This window comes from Ruegeria atlantica (assembly GCF_001458195.1).
Classification (GTDB): domain Bacteria; phylum Pseudomonadota; class Alphaproteobacteria; order Rhodobacterales; family Rhodobacteraceae; genus Ruegeria; species Ruegeria atlantica.
The window spans coordinates 112,523-131,047 of sequence record NZ_CYPU01000073.1 but is presented as its reverse complement, the minus strand read 5'-3'; the positions used below and the strand labels follow the sequence as shown (position 1 = coordinate 131,047).

General features: G+C 58.0%; 21 protein-coding genes. 3 read left to right on the top strand and 18 right to left on the bottom strand.

The window, feature by feature from the left end; genetic code table 11:
• Window positions 1-16 precede the first annotated feature (16 nt).
• Window positions 17-298 carry a DUF3572 domain-containing protein gene (locus tag RUA4292_RS22650; protein WP_058279646.1) on the bottom strand — a complete coding sequence of 94 codons (282 nt, stop codon included), beginning with the start codon at window positions 296-298 and terminating at the stop codon, window positions 17-19.
• An 87-nt stretch (window positions 299-385) separates the two neighbouring features.
• Here RUA4292_RS22650 and RUA4292_RS22645 point away from each other — a divergent pair, with 87 nt between their 5' ends.
• The gene (locus tag RUA4292_RS22645) at window positions 386-1,774 is read left to right on the top strand and encodes a diguanylate cyclase (RefSeq protein WP_058279675.1); all 1,389 of its coding nucleotides are present in this window, start codon (window positions 386-388) and stop codon (window positions 1,772-1,774) included.
• Window positions 1,775-1,779: 5 nt separating this feature from the next.
• Here RUA4292_RS22645 and RUA4292_RS22640 read toward each other — a convergent pair whose 3' ends face one another.
• From RUA4292_RS22640 to RUA4292_RS22625, 4 genes are read right to left on the bottom strand one after another with little or no spacing between them, the layout of a single operon-like run.
• On the bottom strand, window positions 1,780-2,253 hold the full coding sequence (locus RUA4292_RS22640; protein ID WP_058279645.1) for a periplasmic heavy metal sensor: 474 nt from the start codon (window positions 2,251-2,253) through the stop codon (window positions 1,780-1,782).
• Complete coding sequence (locus tag RUA4292_RS22635; protein ID WP_058279644.1) at window positions 2,250-2,603, bottom strand: hypothetical protein; 354 nt, start codon at window positions 2,601-2,603, stop codon at window positions 2,250-2,252. Before RUA4292_RS22635 ends, RUA4292_RS22640 begins: the two co-directional genes overlap by 4 nt.
• Window positions 2,596-3,210 (bottom strand): RNA polymerase sigma factor, encoded by a 615-nt coding sequence (locus RUA4292_RS22630; RefSeq protein ID WP_058279643.1) that lies wholly within the window; start codon window positions 3,208-3,210, stop codon window positions 2,596-2,598. The genes RUA4292_RS22635 and RUA4292_RS22630 overlap by 8 nt, the downstream gene beginning before the upstream one ends.
• Before the next feature lie 6 nt (window positions 3,211-3,216).
• Window positions 3,217-3,684, bottom strand: a complete 468-nt coding sequence (locus RUA4292_RS22625) for an EF-hand domain-containing protein (protein WP_058279674.1) — start codon at window positions 3,682-3,684, stop codon at window positions 3,217-3,219.
• Window positions 3,685-3,874: 190 nt separating this feature from the next.
• Between RUA4292_RS22625 and RUA4292_RS22620 the strand changes: the two genes are divergently transcribed.
• Window positions 3,875-4,273 carry a DUF983 domain-containing protein gene (locus RUA4292_RS22620; RefSeq protein ID WP_058279642.1) on the top strand — a complete coding sequence of 133 codons (399 nt, stop codon included), beginning with the start codon at window positions 3,875-3,877 and terminating at the stop codon, window positions 4,271-4,273.
• Window positions 4,274-4,298: 25 nt separating this feature from the next.
• The gene (locus RUA4292_RS22615; protein ID WP_058279673.1) at window positions 4,299-5,000 is read left to right on the top strand and encodes an NUDIX hydrolase; all 702 of its coding nucleotides are present in this window, start codon (window positions 4,299-4,301) and stop codon (window positions 4,998-5,000) included.
• Between the two features lie 22 nt (window positions 5,001-5,022).
• On the opposite strand, the gene RUA4292_RS22610 is transcribed toward RUA4292_RS22615, so the two are convergent.
• From RUA4292_RS22610 to nuoG, 13 genes are read right to left on the bottom strand one after another with little or no spacing between them, the layout of a single operon-like run.
• Complete coding sequence (locus tag RUA4292_RS22610) at window positions 5,023-6,690, bottom strand: ribonuclease J (RefSeq protein WP_058279641.1); 1,668 nt, start codon at window positions 6,688-6,690, stop codon at window positions 5,023-5,025.
• Window positions 6,687-7,466, bottom strand: coding sequence for a type III pantothenate kinase (locus RUA4292_RS22605; protein ID WP_058274409.1), 780 nt, complete (start codon window positions 7,464-7,466; stop codon window positions 6,687-6,689). The genes RUA4292_RS22610 and RUA4292_RS22605 overlap by 4 nt, the downstream gene beginning before the upstream one ends.
• Window positions 7,467-7,477: 11 nt before the next feature.
• The gene (locus RUA4292_RS22600; RefSeq protein WP_058279640.1) at window positions 7,478-8,227 is read right to left on the bottom strand and encodes a biotin--[acetyl-CoA-carboxylase] ligase; all 750 of its coding nucleotides are present in this window, start codon (window positions 8,225-8,227) and stop codon (window positions 7,478-7,480) included.
• A gap of 54 nt (window positions 8,228-8,281) precedes the next feature.
• Window positions 8,282-9,724: an NADH-quinone oxidoreductase subunit NuoN gene (gene nuoN, locus RUA4292_RS22595; protein ID WP_058279639.1), complete on the bottom strand. Its 1,443-nt coding sequence runs from the start codon at window positions 9,722-9,724 to the stop codon at window positions 8,282-8,284.
• A gap of 15 nt (window positions 9,725-9,739) precedes the next feature.
• Window positions 9,740-11,284: an NADH-quinone oxidoreductase subunit M gene (locus RUA4292_RS22590; RefSeq protein WP_058279638.1), complete on the bottom strand. Its 1,545-nt coding sequence runs from the start codon at window positions 11,282-11,284 to the stop codon at window positions 9,740-9,742.
• Window positions 11,284-13,437, bottom strand: coding sequence for an NADH-quinone oxidoreductase subunit L (nuoL, locus tag RUA4292_RS22585; protein WP_058279637.1), 2,154 nt, complete (start codon window positions 13,435-13,437; stop codon window positions 11,284-11,286). The genes RUA4292_RS22590 and nuoL overlap by 1 nt, the downstream gene beginning before the upstream one ends.
• Window positions 13,438-13,443: 6 nt before the next feature.
• Window positions 13,444-13,749 carry an NADH-quinone oxidoreductase subunit NuoK gene (gene nuoK, locus RUA4292_RS22580; protein ID WP_005984024.1) on the bottom strand — a complete coding sequence of 102 codons (306 nt, stop codon included), beginning with the start codon at window positions 13,747-13,749 and terminating at the stop codon, window positions 13,444-13,446.
• Between the two features lie 4 nt (window positions 13,750-13,753).
• Complete coding sequence (locus tag RUA4292_RS22575; protein WP_058279636.1) at window positions 13,754-14,356, bottom strand: NADH-quinone oxidoreductase subunit J; 603 nt, start codon at window positions 14,354-14,356, stop codon at window positions 13,754-13,756.
• Complete coding sequence (locus RUA4292_RS22570) at window positions 14,353-14,763, bottom strand: carboxymuconolactone decarboxylase family protein (protein WP_058279635.1); 411 nt, start codon at window positions 14,761-14,763, stop codon at window positions 14,353-14,355. The genes RUA4292_RS22575 and RUA4292_RS22570 overlap by 4 nt, the downstream gene beginning before the upstream one ends.
• Entirely contained in the window at window positions 14,760-15,254 is a 495-nt protein-coding gene (nuoI, locus tag RUA4292_RS22565; protein ID WP_050602762.1) for an NADH-quinone oxidoreductase subunit NuoI, read from the bottom strand. The genes RUA4292_RS22570 and nuoI overlap by 4 nt, the downstream gene beginning before the upstream one ends.
• Window position 15,255: 1 nt before the next feature.
• Entirely contained in the window at window positions 15,256-16,293 is a 1,038-nt protein-coding gene (nuoH, locus tag RUA4292_RS22560) for an NADH-quinone oxidoreductase subunit NuoH (protein WP_058279634.1), read from the bottom strand.
• Entirely contained in the window at window positions 16,286-16,504 is a 219-nt protein-coding gene (locus RUA4292_RS22555) for a hypothetical protein (protein WP_058279633.1), read from the bottom strand. The genes nuoH and RUA4292_RS22555 overlap by 8 nt, the downstream gene beginning before the upstream one ends.
• Window positions 16,501-18,522, bottom strand: coding sequence for an NADH-quinone oxidoreductase subunit NuoG (nuoG, locus tag RUA4292_RS22550; RefSeq protein WP_058279632.1), 2,022 nt, complete (start codon window positions 18,520-18,522; stop codon window positions 16,501-16,503). Before nuoG ends, RUA4292_RS22555 begins: the two co-directional genes overlap by 4 nt.
• Window positions 18,523-18,525 lie beyond the last annotated feature (3 nt).

Below are 18,525 nucleotides of genomic sequence, written 5' to 3'. Positions count from 1 at the left end.
CTGTCAGTGAATTGAATCAGGTCCAGTGAACGTCGCCACCGGACAAAACAGCCCGCGCCTGACCCGGCAGGTCATAGGGCACGGAATTGGCGTCACAAAAGGCGATCACCCACGAATCGTCAAGCATCAAGAATTCAAGAACCGAACTCAGGAACTCCGACTCTGATGCGCGAACCCGCAAATCCTCGGTGGATGCACCCGTCGAGCCCAAAAAGATCGGCAGCAATTCGTCATTCCCGACCAGCCAGCCAAGGACGTTCAGGGCAAGCGTTTCGGCGGATTGGGCGGTGATCGGCATAAAGAGGCCTCGAATATGCACTTGGAAAGGGTTTGTTAACCAGACTCATAAACACTTTGGCGACGCATGCAATCAACGGTGGCAGATATGTCCGTGCAGGGAACCATCCTTGTCCTCGACGGGACTTCGACCAATCGCATTATGCTAAAAGTTCAGCTGACGGCAGCGTGGTACCACGTGGTTCAGGCTGAAAAGCTGCATGGGCTGGCCGGGCTGCTAAGTCGCACGCGCCCCGATCTGGTGCTGGTGGCACAAACGCTGCCCGATGGCTCGGCTGCGGACGTCAAAAGACTGGTGATGGCCAACGCGGGATTGGCCGATGTACCGGTCGTTGCAATCGCGCCGCAGAACGACAAGGCGGCAAGATTGCAGGCACTGTCGGATGGGTTGGACGACGTGTTGGCAGCCCCGTTCAAGGACACCCTGCTTCTGGCGCGAATTCGCAGTCTGCTGCGCGCGCGCGCTGAAACCCAAGAGCTTCAGCTGGGCGGCGGATCACATCCAGTCGGATTTGCAGAACCCGCGACCGAGCTGATTACGCCGTCGAAATCGGCCCATGTGGCCATACTGACCCAAAGCGCCCGGATCGGGACATTGTGGAAATCCGCGTTGTCCGAGAGATCGCATCACAGCCTAAGCACACATGCAGCTTCGAACATGCGTGCTTTACTGTCAGGGCCAGTGCCAGACGCGATCCTAATCGAAATAGATACGACGGCCGCGGGCCTGAGTACGTTGGCGGAACTGAAGTCACGGGGGGCAACTCGGCATACCGTATTGATCGCCGTCTTGGCCGATGAAAATGCGACAATGGCGAGCGAGGCGCTGGATCGTGGCGCTGACGCCGTGTGTATGGGGGGGTTCTACCTCGAAGAGGTTAAACTACATCTGGATAACCAGATCGCGCGAAAGGCCCGAATGGACCAAATGCGCGCCTCATTAAAGCGCGGGCTCGCTGAGTCATGGGTCGATCCCCTGACTGGGTTGCACAACCGTCGCTATGCAATGAAAGCCATGGATCAGATGGCGCGACAACCATCGCAAACCGGTCACGGTTTCGTTGTCATGTTGGCAGACCTGGATCATTTCAAAACCATCAACGACCGTTTTGGGCATGTCAGCGGCGACCAGGTTTTGACCGAGGCCGCAAAGCGCATGAAGCGCACGGTTGGCGCGGCGGGTTTTGTCGCGCGCATCGGGGGAGAGGAGTTTATGATAGGTCTGCCTGACTGCTCTCAGGCGGGTGCGATGGATTTGGCTAAAACCCTGCGCGACTGTATCAGCAAGACACCTTTTTCTCTGCCCGACACCTCGGCCCCTGTGCCAGTCACCATTAGCATCGGCCTGACGGCACCGATCCCGCCCCTGCCCCCTGGTGACCCGGCGGAACGGTTGCTGAAATCCGCCGATACTGCGCTTTATGCAGCCAAGAAGGCTGGTCGCAATCAAGTAAGGATCAGGCAGAGCGCTGCCTGAAACCCTCAGTCCTTTTTCTTGTGGCCACGCGGGCCTCGTTTAACAACCTCTTCCAGCCGGTCGGCATAGACCAGACGCTCTTCATCGCTCATGGCTTCAACCCGGGCCAACCACTCTTGCTGCAGGGCATCCTGCAGGTCCGCCATGGACTGCGCTTGTTGGTCCAGCAGGGCCTGAACCGCCGCAGCGTCAAAGGGGTTTGCCCGCAAAGCAGTGCTGAGTTGGGCAAAATCCTGGGATCGGTTGTGTGCACCCTTTTTGTGTCGATCGAACAGCTCGCCCCGCATGGCTTTACGCTCTTCCTTTGGCAGCGCACGATACAGCGCCGAACCAAAACCTGGCGGAGATTTTGCATGATCCCCCCCTTTGACCCGCAGCGCGGTCCCCAGGGCAACGCCGACGATCAACAGGTTCAAGGCCAGCGAGATGACCAGCAGAATCGATATCCAGCGGTTTTTGGGTTTGGGACTATCGCTCATTCGGCGTCCTCCAGAAAACTCGTATCCAGACTTAGGTCAGCGACCACGAAACTAACATCCTGCGCGTAAATGTAATTGGCAGGATCAGGCAGAAATGCCGGTGCTGAAAAGCCGATCCAGACACCCGCCATACTGACAGCAACCAAACCGCCCATTCCCTGCCAGCCGCCAAACCCGGCCAGAAGGCGCGCCCAAAGAGAGTTTGTCTTTGGCTCATCTGGCTTCAGGCGACCCAGCCGAACAGATTCCGCGTCGGTGAGAATGCGCACAGCCAGATCATCCGGCAACTCATGCCGATCCTGCCGGGCTTGGGCGAACAACAGATCCAGATTGTCTTTGTCGTCAGTCATCGTCGTACCCCAGTTCATCACGTCGCCCGGCCAGAATCGCCGCTAACGACCGTTTTCCTCGTGCCGTAAGGCTTTCCACCGCTTCCACCGAAATACCCATGATCCCAGCAATTTCAGGGTTGGGCAATTCCTCAATATGCCGCAAAACAACAGCTTGTCGTTGACGCTCCGGCAGTTGTGATAGTGCCATTTGCAGGGCATCCTTTCGGGCTGCGTCCTGCAGACGAACGGCCGCACTGGCCTTTTCATCTGCTGGCTCTGGCACATCCGCCAGTCGGTCCGGCGTCTTTTTGCGGCGCAGATCAACACACAGATTTAGCGTCACGCGATAGAGCCATGTCGATACTTTGGCCTGACCGGGCACCCAATCGGGTGCCATCTGCCACAGGCGCATCATCGCATCTTGTGTCACATCTTCAGCCTCGGCGCGATTGCCCAGAAACCGAAGGGCCACTGATAAGCTGCGCGGCGCAAGCCGATCGGTGAGAACGCGCGCCGCCGCAGCATCGCCATCGGCAAACTGCCTGAGCAACACATCGTCGCCCAATTCGTCCGCGGCGTTATCCACGCCGCGAACGTATTGTGGAGCAGAGGTCAGGTCCTCCATCCCGCATCAGCTGTCGTCAGAGTCCGCTTTCCCATGTTTCTTGTGGCGCTTTCCCATTCTGTCTTTTGCATCGGCAAATTCTTCTTCCGAGATAGCGCCGTCCTCGTTCGCGTCGATCCGGTCAAACATCTTGTCAGCACGGCGCGGCTTGGGCAACTCGTCCTCGCTCAGAAAACCGTCCTTGTTGGCATCGTTGCGTTCAAACATCTTCGTAACACGGTCGTTGGCCTTCTTTTGACCTGCTGCCTGCATCTCTTCGACGCTCAGCTGGCCGTCGCCATCGGTGTCGGCATTGGTGAAACGCTGATTCCGATGAGCCTGCATTTCTTCCTTGGTCACCTGCCCGTCACCGTTCGCATCGAGCTGTTGAAAGGTCACAGGTTCGCGATCTTTACCGCCTGCGGCGAAAACGGATGTGCCAGTGATTGCCAGTGCTGACACAATGATTGCCGGAATGAATTTGGCGCTTTTCATAACGTTTTTCCCTTGTTTTCGCGGCGCCATTGCCGCTGCTCACATAGGTTCAAACGGGGCAAGCATCCCATTCCGTCGCAGGAAGTGAAACTTTTTTAGAAACGTCTTAGCGATGCAAAGCGACGCACCCCCTTTCCCGAAGTTGCAAACAAGCGTTATATCCTCATCATTGGAACGCGCGAGTATCAACATGACAGATCAGACGATCGAAACCCACGATGTAGAAGACCGCCCGACAAAGCCAGCACTGGTCAAAGGGTTCCGTTGCCGTTGCCCAAATTGCGGCGAGGGCAAACTGCTGCACAGCTACCTCAAGGTTAACAACGAATGTTCGAATTGCGGGCAAGAGCTGTTTCACCATCGCGCCGATGACGGGCCGGCCTATCTGACTATTCTTCTGGTGGGTCACCTGCTGGCACCGGCGCTGCACTTATCTTATGTCCATTGGCGCCCTGAGCCCCTGACGATGTTCCTGGTTTTGGCAATTGGCTGTACTGCCCTGTCACTATTCCTGCTGCCACGATTGAAAGGGGCAGTTGTCGCCTATCAATGGGCTCGTCGCATGCACGGCTTTGGCCAGTCCGCGTGATCTTGGACCGCAAGTTGAGCAACGGATGACGGTGGACAAAACAGCCATACGCGACGCGGCGACAGTCATCGTTTTGCGGGATCGTCTGACCAATCCATCCATCCTGATGGGGCAACGCGGTGCAAAAGCCGCGTTCATGCCCAACAAATTTGTCTTTCCAGGCGGCGCTGTCGATGCGTCTGATGCAGATGTTGCACTGTCAACAGATCTGCCCGCTGTGTGCTGTGATCGCCTTGCGGAGCGGTCACAAGCCGGGCTGCAAAATGCCTTGGCGGCGGCGGCGATCCGAGAGCTTTGGGAAGAAACCGGACTGATTTTGGGCCAACCAGGTGATTGGGCGGGCCCGCGGACCGAAGATTGGGCGACATTTGCGCAGATGGGATACCGCCCATCGGCACAAGCACTTCAGTTCGTTTTTCGTGCCGTCACCCCGCCTGGGCGACCCCGCCGGTTCGATGCACGCTTTTTCCTGGTAGACGCCGCCGCAATACAGGGCGATCTGGATGATTTCAGCCACGCCTCGGACGAGCTGTCACATCTGCAATGGGTGCCGCTGGACCGGGCGCGCGAATTCGACCTGCCGTTCATTACAGAAGTCGTGCTGGCCGAAATCGCCGCTCGGGTGACAGACCCAACGCCACCTGAAACTGTTCCGTTCTTTCTGAACAGTGAGGAGGAAAGCCTTTTCCTCAAACTTCGCGGTTATCCCATGCCAGAAGCAGACTGAGGGCCGGTGGCCCTCAGACACGTTATTTCATGCGGCTGATTACCGTGGTGACTTCGGGCTTTTTCCCAATCTCGGTCTTTGCTGTTTGGCGAACGATCCGGCGTATTGCCTCTTCCAGTTTGTCATCATCGCGCAGGGTCTTGGCATCGGCCCGCATCAGGAACTGATTCAGGTCTTCTTCCAGAACTTCGACCAATGCGGCGCGGGACGATCCAATCTCGGACAGACCCATCGTATCGCACCACGGCTCGCCGAGTGGCTCGTCCTCTTCGTCCAGAATGACAGTGACAGTGACGTGCCCGTTCAGCGCCATGCGAATCCGGTCACGCACCACCCCATCCAGGGCGCCAACTTTGACCGTGCCGTCCAGATAGGTCCGTCCGGTTTCGACATAATCGACAACCCGTGGCGCATTCCCTGTCAGATCCAGCATGGTGCCGTTTACGGCCAGAATACCGGTACGCCCACCAGCTTCGGCCAGTTTGGCATGCTCACGCAGGTGGCGATGTTCACCGTGCATCGGAATAATCATCTGCGGATCGATTAGCCCATGTACTTTCTCAAGATCCGGACGGTTGGCGTGACCAGACACATGGTACAGGCCCGCACTGTCATCGACCACATCCACGCCCTTTTCACTGAGCTGGTTCATGATGAAAATCACGCCGCGCTCGTTGCCTGGGATGGTTTTGGACGAGAAGAGAAACAGATCGCCCTCTTTCAGTTCCAACCCGCGGTATTTGCCCCGCGCAAGTTGTGCGCTGGCCGCGCGGCGTTCTCCCTGGCTGCCGGTGACGATCAGCATCAGGTTCTGGCGCGGCATGTCCACAGCCTCTTCGGCGCTGACGACGCGTGGAAAGCTGGTTAGAATGCCCGTTTCGGTCGCGGCTTCGATCATCCGGCGCATCGCGCGACCCAGCAGAACGACCGAGCGCCCCGCCCGTTCACCCGCCTCGGCCAGTGTTTTCACACGTGCGACATTCGACGCAAATGTGGTGGCAACAACCATGCCGCTGGCTTCCTCAACCAGCCTGGTGATCTCGGGGCCGACCTCGGATTCCGAACGACCCGCATGGGGGGAAAACACGTTCGTACTGTCACACACCAGCGCTTTGACGCCAGACTTGGCAACCTCAGCCCAGAGATTGGGGTCAAAAGGTTCACCCACGATCGGATTTTCATCCAGCTTGAAGTCGCCGGTATGTACGATCCGCCCCTCTGGCGTGTCGATCACCAGGGCAGCGCTTTCGGGGATCGAATGCGAGACCGGCAGGAAACCCGCCTTGAACGGACCAACGGAAATCTGTTCGGGCCAGGCCGATGCAGTATGTACGGCATCCTCGGGGTGTCCGTGTTCTTCCATCTTGCGGCGCGCAATGTTGGCGGTGAAGGCCCGTGCGTAGACAGGCGCACCCAGCGCCTCATAGCAATGCGCCACAGCGCCCACGTGGTCCTCGTGTGCGTGGGTGACGAACACGGCTTCCAGCTTGTCGGCACGTTCGCGCAGCCAAGAAATGTCGGCATGGATCAGGTCAACGCCCGGGGTGGTGTCCATGTCCGGAAATGTCACGCCCAGATCCACAAGGATCAGCCGTTCCTGACCGGGTTTGCCATAGCCGTAGACATAGGCATTCATGCCAATTTCGCCGGCACCACCCAGCGGTAGGTAGATCAATCTTTCGCTGCTCATGTCGAGCCATTGTCCTTGTTATAGCGATGAATCACGGTAAGTCCGTGCATCGTCAGATCATCTTCGATTGCGTCAAACCCCACGTCCGCCTGATCGAACAGCGGCGCGAGCCCACCGGTTCCAACGACTTTCATCGGCATTCCGTATTCCGCCTTGATCCGGGAAATCAGCCCCTCGATCAATCCGGAATAGCCCCAATACACGCCGGATTGGATACAGCCAACCGTATTCGTGCCAATCACATTTTCAGGGCGGGTGATATCGATATGCGGCAGGGCAGCCGCGCCCTGGTGCAACGCCTCGAGGCTGAGGTTCACGCCCGGCGCAATGATCCCGCCGACATAGGCCCCATCCGCCGCAACCACATCAAAGTTCGTCGCCGTGCCAAAATCCACAACAACCACGTTGCCGCCATGCCGGTCAAACGCAGCCACCGCGTTGGCCAGACGATCCGGGCCGGGCACTGTACCCTCGTCAACACGCGGATTCATCGGCAACAGGCAATCGGGTTTGCCCACGACAAGCGGCCGACACCCAAAGAACCGATCCGCAAAGACCCGCAGGTTGAACACAACGCGCGGCACGGTCGAGGCGATGATCACATCAGTGATTTCAGCCTCGATCCCATAATGTTTCACCAGCGTCGAATACCACGTGAAATAGGCATCCGCCGTGCGCGCATGGTGGGTCGATGTGCGCAGGGTGCACAGAAACCTTTCACCGTCCCAGATCGAGAACACAGTGTTCGTGTTGCCGCAATCAATAGCCAGAAGCATCTGGGCCTCCTTCAGAAAAACACATCCGCCGCCGGAATGCTGACGCGGCCTTTGGCGGTGTTTAGGACAAGATTGCCCGCTGCGTCCACCGTTTCAAAGGTTCCAACCGTTTCCGACGCTGCGGTACGTGCGGTGATGACCTCACCCAACTTGGCAGCCCGGGCCAACCACGCGGTCCGGATCGGTTCGAACCCGTAAGTCACGAATTGGTTCTCGTATCTGGCATAGGCGACAGCCAGTTCGGTCAGAAAATCCTCGGGCGTTACGTTGGCTCCGGCTTCCGATAATAGGGAAACCGGTCGGACGGCGCCGGGTTCTACCTGATCTGCTCCGGGTGCCTCTGACAGGTTCACACCGATGCCGATGGACAGGTGCGAGACGCCGTGCCCCTGCCCTGTGCTTTCCAACAGGATACCTGCTAGTTTGCCACCGTTCAGCAATACGTCGTTGGGCCATTTTAGGGACAAGCCTGTCGCCCGACCTGTCACTGCAACGCAGGCGTCAAACAGCGCGAGCGCAGCCACAAAGCTGCGCAGTGCGGCCTGTTCCGGATTTCCGTGTGGCCTCATCAAAAGGGTCGCGGCAAGATTTCCCTTGGGATTGGCCCATGCCCGACCCCGTCGCCCACGCGCCGCCGTTTGGTGATGCGCCATGATCCACACCGGACCGGTCGTGGTCGGGGCCATGCGGGTGGCCTCGTTCAATGTGCTGTCGACCTCTTGCAGCACGTGCAGGCCGTATCCCTGTGGCCAGTCTGTCATGTCAAAAAGGCCCGGTCTGCTGACCGAGCCCCCAAGTTTGCTGTGTTACGCTGATCAATTGACAAGAGTGGCCGCCGCAGCTGCCGCCGCGCCTTCAATACCGAACTGATAGAACACACCCACCAGCATCAACGCAGCCGAGCCCATTAGAGCAACCCACAGAACCGGCGAAGAATGCGTTTCGATCGGGTCGTCGTTTTCAGCTCCGAAATACATGTAGAACACGATCCGCAGATAATAAAACGCGCCGATGACCGAGGCGATGGCTGAGGCGATCACCAGCCCGGTCAGGCCCGCGCTTACGCCAGCCTGCCAGACACCGAATTTGGCGAAAAAGCCCAGCATTGGTGGGACACCCGCCAGGCTGAACATCAGGATCAGCACCGCCAGCGCCTTGCCCGGTTCGCGTTTGGAATATTGGCGTAGGGCGTCGATGTCCGTGACCGGTTTGCCGTCTCTCTCCATCATCAGGATGAAAGCGAAAGTGCCGATATTCATCGTCACATAGATGGCCAGATACATCAGCATAGCCTTGATGCCCAACTCGGTTCCCGCAGCCAGTCCGATCAGCGCATAGCCCATATGGGCAATCGACGAAAACGCCATCAGCCGCTTGATGTCACGCTGGCCAATCGCCGCGACCGCACCCAACAGCATCGACAGGACCGAGAGCAAGACGATCACCTGTTGCCAGTCCTTGATCACACCACCAAAAGCGTCGTGCATTACGCGTGCGAACAGGGCCATGGCCGCCACTTTCGGCGCTGTGGCAAAGAAAGCGGTGATAGGCGTGGGCGAGCCTTCGTACACATCCGGTGTCCACATGTGGAACGGCACAGCGGACACTTTGAACGCCAGCCCCGAGATCAGGAACACCAGACCAAACAGAAGGCCAACCGAAATCTCACCATCCTGAACTGTTTGAATGATACCCGAGAACAGCGTGGTGCCTGTGAACCCATAAACCAGCGAGGCACCGTACAGCAGCAAGCCCGAGCTGAGCGCACCAAGCACGAAGTACTTCAAACCGGCCTCGGTCGATTTGGCACTATCCCGGCGCAGCGCGGCCACGACGTACAGCGACAGTGACTGCAGCTCCAGCCCCATGTACAGCGACATCAGATCGCCAGCACTGACCATCATCATCATGCCGACAGCGGCCAGCGCAACCAATAGAGGGAATTCGAATCGCAGCAGATCCCGACGCGCCATATATTCCTGGCTCATCACCAGAATGGCAGCCGCTGATAGCAGGATCGCCACCTTCGAGAACCTTGCGAACCCGTCATCGACAAACATGCCATTGAACGCGACATTGGTACCATCGCCGTTGGTCGCGATCCAAATCGCCAGCAGCGCCATCAACCCAGCGGTTGTCCAGACCAGCAAAGGTGCCAGCCCGTCTTTCGTCGTGTAGACAGCCGCCAACAGCGCCGCCATCGCATATACGGCCAGAACAATCTCTGGCAGGATTATCGTCAGATCAGCTTGGATCATGTCTCCAAAGCCCCCTTAATGCGATGCGGCTGACTGGGTCGCGGCCTCAGCCGCGGCCAGAGCCATTTCATAGTTCGAAATCAGCGCGGCGGTCGAGTTGCCGATTACATCGGTCACAAGCGACGGGTAGACGCCCAGCAAGATGGTCATCACGATCAGCGGCGCAAAGATCAGCCGCTCGCGCGAGCTCATATCCGTCATCGCCTTGAGGCTTTCCTTGATCAAATCGCCAAAGACCACTCGGCGATACAGCCATAGCGCATAAGCTGCCGAGAAGATCACACCAGAAGCCGCAACAGCCGTCACCCATGTGTTGACCTGGAAGGTTCCCATCAGTGTCAGGAATTCTCCGATGAATCCACTGGTGCCCGGCAGACCTACATTGGCCATGGTGAACAACATGAAGACCAATGCATAGGCTGGCATGCGAATGACCAACCCACCGTAAGCCTCGATGTCGCGAGTATGCATCCGGTCATAGATCACGCCAACACACAGGAATAGCGCAGCCGAGATGAACCCGTGGCTAAGCATCTGGAAGATCGCGCCGTCAATGCCCTGCTGGTTCGCAGCAAAGATACCCATAGTCACAAAGCCCATATGCGCGACCGAAGAATACGCGATCAGCTTTTTCATGTCTTCCTGCACCAGCGCCACAAGCGAGGTGTAGACGACAGCAATCGCCGACATCCACAACACCAGATCAGTCATCACTGCCGAGCCCACCGGGAACATCGGCAAGCTGAACCGCAAGAAGCCGTAGCCGCCCATCTTCAACAGGATCGCCGCCAGAACGACCGATCCAGCGGTCGGTGCCTGAACGTGGGCGTCCGGCAGCCAGGTGTGTACCGGCCACATCGGCATCTTCACTGCAAACGATGCAAAGAACGCCAGGAACATCAGCGTCTGCATGCCGCCGACAACATAGATGCCAAGCACGCTGAACCCTTCGGACGAGAAATGATGGCTCATCAACGCTTCGATATCGGTAGTGCCAGCGTCCGCATACATCGCGACCATCGCCACCAGCATCAGCACTGATCCAAGGAAGGTGTAGAGGAAAAATTTGAAGCTGGCATAAACCCGGTTCGCACCGCCCCAGATGCCGATAATCAGGAACATCGGGATCAGACCTGCCTCAAAAAACAGGTAGAACAGCACCAGATCCAGCGCCATGAACACGCCAAGCATCAGCGTTTCCAACAACAGGAAGGCGATCATGTATTCCTTGACGCGGTCCGTGACGTGCCAACTGGCCAGAATGGTCAAAGGCATGATGAAGGTGGTCAACAAGACAAACAGAACGCTGATACCGTCCACGCCCATCTTGTATTTCAGGCCCAGCAGCCACTCACCTTCTTCCACCATCTGAAAGCCGGTGTTGGACGGATCAAACCCCGTGTAAATGCCGATCGAGACCAGGAACGTCACCGTGGTAGCCACAAGTGCTACCCATTTGGCATTTCGCTGTGCGGCCACGTCCTCGCCATGCAAGAACAGGGCCAGAATGCCTGCCGCCACGGCGGGGATGAAGGTGACGATGGAGAGGATATTATCCATTAGTGTGCGCCTCCGCCGATCGATATCCAGGTGACAAGGGCAGCGATACCCAGAACCATCCAGAAGGCGTAAGTAAAGATGTAGCCCGTCTGCGCCTTACCTGCGAGGCGGGTAAAGAAGGGCACAACGCCCATCGCCACCCCGTTAAGGAAACCGTCAATAGTGTTGCCGTCACCCCGTTTCCACAGGAACCGGCCGAGCGCGATGGTGGGTTTGACGAATACCGCGTCATAGATCTCGTCAAAGTACCACTTGTTCAGCAGGAACAGGTACAGAGGACGCTGGTTCTGCGCCAAACGCGCCGGCAGCGTCGTGTTCACGATGTAGAACCAGAAGGCCACGATAAAGCCCAAAGCCATGGCGACAAAAGGCGAAACCTTGACCCACTTGGGGGCAGCATGCGCATCGTCCAGAACATGATTGTCCGGCGCGATGTAAATCGCGCCCTCGCCCGGCTCACCCGCGAAGACGTAATGGTGGTCGTCGCCGTGAGCCGCTTTTTCTTCGTTTCCGGCGTCATCACCATGGCCTTCATCCGCGTGCGCCTCATCCGCATGCGTATCGTTACCATGGGCCGTATCGGCTGCACCGTGATCACTGGCCTCAGCATGCTCGGACGCCTCAGCCACCGGTATACCGTAGAACTTGCCGACCTTGTCTGTGTGACCAAAGAAGTTGCCATACCAGATCATCCCGGCAAACACAGCGCCCAAGGACAGAACACCCAGCGGCACCAGCATGGTCATCGGACTTTCATGCGCGTGCTCATGCGTATGCTTGTCGCCACGCTCTTCGCCATAAAAGGTCAGGAAAATCAAACGCCAGCTGTAGAATGACGTGAACGCCGCGGCGATCACCAGCATCCAGAAGGCATATCCGGTACCTCCGGCAAAAGCGCTTTCGATGATGGCATCCTTGGACAGGAACCCGGCGAACCCAATTTGGGTCATCGGGATCCCGACGCCTGTAATCGCCAGGGTTCCGATCATCATCGCCCAGAATGTATAGGGGATCTTCTTCCGCAGGCCGCCGTATTCGGTCATCTCCTGCTCGTGATGCATCGCGTGAATCACCGAACCTGCACCAAGGAACAACAGCGCCTTGAAGAAGGCGTGCGTCAGCAAGTGGAACATCGCTGCCGAATACATGCCAACACCCGCAGCCACGAACATGTAGCCCAACTGAGAACAGGTTGAATAGGCAATGACGCGCTTGATGTCGGTCTGAACCAGGCCAACGGTTGCGGCAAAAAACGCGGTCGAGGCCCCAAGGAAGGTGATGAACCCGGTGGCACCCGGCGCAAATTCCATCAATGGCGACATCCGACAGATCAGGAACACTCCCGCCGTCACCATGGTTGCAGCGTGGATCAGCGCCGACACAGGCGTCGGGCCTTCCATCGCGTCCGGCAACCAAGTGTGCAGGATCAACTGTGCCGATTTCCCCATCGCGCCGATGAACAGCAGGACGCAAATCACCTCGATTGCGGTCCACTCACCCCACAGGAAGTGCAACTTCTCTTCGGCCAGCGCAGGGGCCGAGGCAAAAATGTCTGAGAAGTTGATGCTGTCCGTCAGGAAGAACAGCGCGAAGATGCCCAGAGCAAAGCCAAAGTCACCAATCCGGTTTACGATGAACGCTTTCATCGCTGCCGCATTGGCCGTGGGCTTGCGATAATAAAACCCGATCAGCAGGTACGAGGCTACACCTACACCTTCCCAGCCAAAGAACATTTGAACCAGATTATCCGCCGTCACCAGCATCAGCATGGCGAAGGTAAAAAAGGACAGATAGGCAAAGAAACGCGGCTTATAGCTCTCGCCCTCGCGCCACTGCGGATCGTGATCCATGTAGCCGAAGGAATAGAGGTGCACGAGCGCCGAAACCGTCGTCACCACGATCAGCATGATCGCGGTCAGACGATCCAGTCGAACGGCCCAGCTTGTCGACAGCGAACCGCTTTCGATCCAGCGCATGATCTCGATCTGCTGGGTCACACCGTCGAACGAAAAGAACACGATCCACGACAGCAGACAGGCCAGGAACAGCAGGCCCGTGGCGGTCCACATGGCGGCCTTCTCGCCAATGAACTTCCAGCCGAACCCGCAGAGCAGCGCGCCCACCAGCGGGGCAAAGAGGATGGTGGTTTCCATATTCTCTTACCCCTTCATCATATTGACGTCTTCAACCGCGATGGTGCCACGGTTGCGGAAGAAGCAAACCAGAATGGCCAGCCCGATCGCCGCCTCGGCCGCCGCCACGGTCAGCACAAACAGCGTGAACACCTGCCCGACCAAATCGCCGAGGAAGCTGGAAAACGCCACGAGGTTGATATTCACCGCCAGCAGCATCAGTTCGATGCTCATCAGCAGGATGATGACGTTCTTGCGGTTCAGGAAGAGACCGAAGATGCCGATGACGAACAGCGTCGCCGCGACCGTAAGATAGTGTTCAAGTCCGATCATCGTCTTAAAGCCCCTGCCCCGGTTTCACGTCTTTCAGCTCCATCGCCTTGGCCGGGTCGCGCATCATCTGGCCGACGATGTCCTGACGCTTGATGTCCTTGCGGTGGCGTAGCGTCAGCACGATGGCACCGATCATGGCCACCAGCAGAATCAGGCCCGCCAGCTGGAACAGAAGGAAGTATTGATCATAAAGGATGACACCTAGGGCCTCGGTGTTGTGCCGGTCCACCGGGATCGGCTGGGCCAGATTTGCCGCAGCGCCCTGCGCGCTGTCCCAGGCCCCAAAGGCCATGACGAACTGCATCAGGATGACCAGACCAATCAGCAGGGCCAGCGGCATATAGCGCGCCATCTCGGCCTTGAGCTCGGCAAAGTCCACGTCCAACATCATCACCACAAACAGGAACAGCACCGCGACCGCACCGACGTAGACGATGATCAGCAGCATCGCTACAAACTCTGCCCCCAGCAGCACGAACAGCCCCGCCGCGGACAGGAACGACAGGATCAGCCACAGCACCGAGTGCACCGGCTGGCGGCTGATCACTGTGAACAGCCCGCCGGTGATGGCACTGATAGCAAACAGATAGAAGGCAAAGACGGTCATTGATCCGTATCCTCGTTATCGCCCAGAACCTCTTGCGCCAGTTCCAGCGCGCGGGTCATGGCCGGGATGCCGGCAAAGACCGACATCTGACCGATCGCTTCCACGATCTCTTGTTTCCCGGCACCGGCCTCAAGCGCGTGGCGCACGGTCTGACGCACCGCCGCGTCCGCTTGCGCGCCCTGACAGGTCAGACCGGCCAACGTCAGCAGCAGGCGGGTCTTGGCATCCAGCCCGTCCTTGTTGACGGTGTTGCCAAACATCATTTCCATGACCTCTTTGGGCATGGTCGGCCACAGCGCTTCGAACCCTTTGGGCGAGAAATTCTCCATCGCCGGGTTCATCGCCTTGGCCATGTCCTGCGCCTGTTTCATCATCAGGTCGAACGGATTTTGGGGCGTGTCAGTCATCGGTACGGCGCGTCCATTTCCAGATTGCGGGCGATTTCGGCTTCCCAGCGTTCGCCGTTGTCGAGCAGCTTTTCCTTGTCATAGAACAGCTCTTCGCGGGTTTCCGTGGCGAATTCGAAGTTCGGCCCCTCGACGATGGCGTCCACCGGGCAGGCTTCTTGGCAAAAACCGCAATAGATGCACTTGGTCATGTCGATGTCATACCGCGTGGTACGGCGGCTGCCGTCTTCGCGCGGTTCGGCGTCGATGGTGATGGCTTGTGCCGGGCAGATCGCCTCGCACAGTTTGCAGGCAATGCAGCGTTCTTCGCCGTTCGGATAACGACGCAGGGCGTGCTCGCCGCGGAAACGCGGAGACAGCGGGCCTTTTTCATGCGGGTAGTTGATGGTTGCCTTTGGCGCGAAGAAGTACTTCAACCCCAGCTTCATGCCGACCCAGAAGTCCTGCAGCAGAAAGTATTTGGCGGCGCGGGTGTAGTCGATTTGAGTCATATCAGCCTCCTACGCTCCAACGGGCGAACGCGCCCCAGAACCAGTCGAATTTTGCCGCAAAGGCCACGAAGACTACCCAGGCCAGCGAGAAGGGCAGGAAGACTTTCCAACCCAGCCGCATCAGCTGGTCATAGCGGTAGCGCGGTGTGATCGCCTTGACCATCGCAAAGAGGGAGAAGAAGAACGCCATCTTAGCGACCATCCACAGAACGCCGTCAGGCAGGCCTGGGATCGGGGACAGCCAGCCGCCGAAGAACAGCAGCGTGGTCAGCGCACACATCAGGAAGATAGCGATATACTCACCGGCCATGAACAACAGGAAAGGCGTGGCCGAGTATTCAACCTGATAGCCCGCAACCAGTTCCGATTCCGCCTCGGGCAGGTCGAACGGTGGACGGTTGGTTTCCGCTAAAGCCGAGATGAAGAACAGGAAAACCATCGGGAAATGCGGCAACCAGTACCAGCTGAAGAAACCGAACCGGCCATCCTGCGCCTCAACAATGTGGCCGAAGTTCATGGAACCGGTTGAGATGATAAGCCCAATAATAATCAGGCCAATGGAGACTTCATAGGAAATCATCTGAGCCGCAGAGCGCAATGATCCAAGGAAAGGGTACTTTGAGTTCGAGGCCCAACCGCCCATAATCACGCCATAAACTTCCAGTGAGGACACGGCAAAGACATACAGGATTGCGACATTGATATCCGACAACACCCAGCCATCATTGAATGGGATCACGGCCCAGGCGATCATCGCCAATACGAATGAGGTCAGCGGAGCGAGGATGAACACTGTGCGGTCGGCCCCGGCGGGTATGACCACCTCTTTTACCACGTACTTCAAGGCGTCAGCCACCGATTGCAGCAGTCCATAGACACCAACCACGTTGGGGCCGCGGCGCATTTGGACGGCGGCCCAGATCTTGCGGTCGCCGTAAACAAGGAACAACAGCGAAATCATCACGAAGGCAACAACTGCAAGCACTTGCGCCAGAATGATGATGGCTATTCCGCCTGGGGTGTTAAAGAAATCAGCCATTGGTCCTCACACCGTGGGTATTCAATTTTTCGCGGGTGATGATCAGGCCAAGGGCCTGCGCATCTTGCGGTTGGGTCGGCGCATAGGTGTAAACAGCATCCACAGCCATCGCACTACCTTTTTCATTGCGTTTCATGCGCAATTCCCTGATGCCCATACCGCAGGCGGCGGTGTTGGCTTCTGAAAGCGATATGAAACGTGCTGTATTCATTCCGCCGCGATCTTCCCGGCGTTCCGTGACTGCGCCTGAGCAGACAGCTCGGCCATCAGTTGCGACGCCCGTGCAATCGGGTTGGTCAGGTAGAAGTCTTTAACTGCAGTGCGGAACGTAGCCTGACCCAGAGGATCGGCATCTAGTGGCTGGACCTCATTCTCAATCACTTGGTCGATCTGGGCCAGATGTGGGACGGCTTCGATCAAAGCGGTACGCAGTTGCGAAAGTGAGTCGAAGGGCAGTGTTGCGCCCAATTCCGCCGACAAAGCCCGCAGGATGGCCCAGTTTTCCTTGGCCTCACCGGGGGCAAATCCAGCTCGCATCGCCAGTTGTGGTCGGCCTTCGGTATTCACGAACAGCCCGTTTTCCTCTGTGTATGCGGCACCCGGCAGGATCACGTCTGCACGATGCGCGCCACGATCACCATGGCTGCCCTGATAGATCACAAAGGCCCCTTCGCCGATTTCGATCTCATCCGCGCCGAGATTGTAGATCACGTCAGCCGCACTTACGGCATCCATGCCATTTTCGTTGGTGGCATCCACATCCATCGCACCCACACGAGACGCTGCGGTATGCAGAACAAGCAGTCCACTTTCGGTATTGGCCGCAATGGCTTGCGCGGCGGCCAGGACAGCTGCGCCATCCGCTTCGAGCAAAGCACCCTGCCCGACGATGACCAGCGAGGCTTTGCCCTTGATCTCATCATCGCCGCCCATGTCGAGGACCTTTTGCAATGCTGCGCGGTCTTCTCCCATATGGTGATACGCGTAGGTCAGATCGGCTGCAGGCCCGACCAAAGCCACCTCGGCGCCATGTGCCCAGGCCTTGCGGATACGCGCGTTCAGAACCGGAGCTTCGTCGCGTGGGTTCGTTCCGATCAGCAGAATTCGCTCGGCTGTGTCGATATCTTCTATCGAGGCCGTCCCGGCATAGGCACCGCGATTCCCCGCAGGCAGCTTGGCCCCATCGGTTCGGCATTCAACAACACCGCCCTGCCCATCGATCAATTTCTTTAGCGCGAACGCGGCCTCGACCGGAGCGAGATCACCAACGATACCCGCCGGCTTTTCGGCCTCTTTCAGTGCCTCTGCCGCTTTGGTCAATGCCTCAGGCCACGAGGCCGGGCGTAGCTTGCCATTTTCACGCACGTACGGCTTATCCAAACGCTGGCGACGCAGGCCATCCCAGACAAACCTGGTCTTGTCGCTGATCCATTCCTCGTTCACACCGTCATGGTTGCGCGGAAGAAAGCGCATGACTTCGCGCCCTTTGGTATCGACACGAACGTTCGAGCCCAGGGCATCCATGACGTCGATGCTCTCAGTCTTGGTCAACTCCCAAGGGCGCGCAGTGAAGGCGTAGGGCTTCGAAGTCAGCGCCCCAACCGGGCACAGGTCAATGATATTGCCCTGCAGGTTCGAATTTAACGTCTGGTTCAGATAAGAAGTGATCTCGGCATCTTCGCCGCGACCGGTCTGACCCATCTGTGTGATCCCGGCGACCTCGGTCGTAAAGCGCACGCAACGGGTGCAGCTGATGCAGCGGGTCATCGCTGTTCCGACCAGCGGCCCCAGATCCAGATCGTCCACGGCGCGCTTGGCTTCCTTGAAGCGCGAGCCCGACACACCATACGCCATCGCCTGATCCTGCAGGTCACACTCCCCACCCTGATCACAGATCGGGCAGTCCAGCGGGTGGTTGATAAGCAGGAACTCCATCACCCCTTCGCGCGCTTTCTTGACCATGGGCGAGTTCGTCTTGACCTCTGGCGGCTGACCTTCCGGTCCCGGGCGCAGATCGCGCACCTGCATTGCACACGACGCCGCAGGTTTGGGCGGGCCGCCGACAACTTCGACCAGACACATCCGGCAATTCCCGGCAATCGACAGACGCTCGTGATAGCAAAAGCGCGGCACCTCGACCCCGGCCTGTTCACAGGCCTGGATCAGCGTCATCGCACCATCGACTTCGATTTCCTGCCCGTCGATATTCACTTTGCGGAGGTCAGACATGGT

Bases quoted from the DNA above. Each gene is read 5' to 3' on its own strand.
- RUA4292_RS22615 (WP_058279673.1), top strand. From the start codon at position 4,299: ATGACGGTGGACAAAACAGCCATACGCGACGCGGCGACAGTCATCGTT.
- RUA4292_RS22555 (WP_058279633.1), bottom strand. From the start codon at position 16,504: ATGAATACAGCACGTTTCATATCGCTTTCAGAAGCCAACACCGCCGCC.
- nuoG (WP_058279632.1), bottom strand. From the start codon at position 18,522: ATGTCTGACCTCCGCAAAGTGAATATCGACGGGCAGGAAATCGAAGTC.
- RUA4292_RS22620 (WP_058279642.1), top strand. From the start codon at position 3,875: ATGACAGATCAGACGATCGAAACCCACGATGTAGAAGACCGCCCGACA.
- RUA4292_RS22570 (WP_058279635.1), bottom strand. From the start codon at position 14,763: ATGACTGACACGCCCCAAAATCCGTTCGACCTGATGATGAAACAGGCG.
- nuoI (WP_050602762.1), bottom strand. From the start codon at position 15,254: ATGACTCAAATCGACTACACCCGCGCCGCCAAATACTTTCTGCTGCAG.
- RUA4292_RS22575 (WP_058279636.1), bottom strand. From the start codon at position 14,356: ATGACCGTCTTTGCCTTCTATCTGTTTGCTATCAGTGCCATCACCGGC.
- nuoL (WP_058279637.1), bottom strand. From the start codon at position 13,437: ATGGAAACCACCATCCTCTTTGCCCCGCTGGTGGGCGCGCTGCTCTGC.
- RUA4292_RS22630 (WP_058279643.1), bottom strand. From the start codon at position 3,210: ATGGAGGACCTGACCTCTGCTCCACAATACGTTCGCGGCGTGGATAAC.
- nuoK (WP_005984024.1), bottom strand. From the start codon at position 13,749: ATGATCGGACTTGAACACTATCTTACGGTCGCGGCGACGCTGTTCGTC.
- RUA4292_RS22635 (WP_058279644.1), bottom strand. From the start codon at position 2,603: ATGACTGACGACAAAGACAATCTGGATCTGTTGTTCGCCCAAGCCCGG.
- RUA4292_RS22605 (WP_058274409.1), bottom strand. From the start codon at position 7,466: ATGCTTCTGGCTATTGATTGCGGCAACACGAACACTGTGTTCTCGATC.
- nuoN (WP_058279639.1), bottom strand. From the start codon at position 9,724: ATGATCCAAGCTGATCTGACGATAATCCTGCCAGAGATTGTTCTGGCC.
- RUA4292_RS22645 (WP_058279675.1), top strand. From the start codon at position 386: ATGTCCGTGCAGGGAACCATCCTTGTCCTCGACGGGACTTCGACCAAT.
- RUA4292_RS22610 (WP_058279641.1), bottom strand. From the start codon at position 6,690: ATGAGCAGCGAAAGATTGATCTACCTACCGCTGGGTGGTGCCGGCGAA.
- RUA4292_RS22600 (WP_058279640.1), bottom strand. From the start codon at position 8,227: ATGACAGACTGGCCACAGGGATACGGCCTGCACGTGCTGCAAGAGGTC.
- RUA4292_RS22640 (WP_058279645.1), bottom strand. From the start codon at position 2,253: ATGAGCGATAGTCCCAAACCCAAAAACCGCTGGATATCGATTCTGCTG.
- nuoH (WP_058279634.1), bottom strand. From the start codon at position 16,293: ATGGCTGATTTCTTTAACACCCCAGGCGGAATAGCCATCATCATTCTG.
- RUA4292_RS22625 (WP_058279674.1), bottom strand. From the start codon at position 3,684: ATGAAAAGCGCCAAATTCATTCCGGCAATCATTGTGTCAGCACTGGCA.
- RUA4292_RS22650 (WP_058279646.1), bottom strand. From the start codon at position 298: ATGCCGATCACCGCCCAATCCGCCGAAACGCTTGCCCTGAACGTCCTT.
- RUA4292_RS22590 (WP_058279638.1), bottom strand. From the start codon at position 11,284: ATGGATAATATCCTCTCCATCGTCACCTTCATCCCCGCCGTGGCGGCA.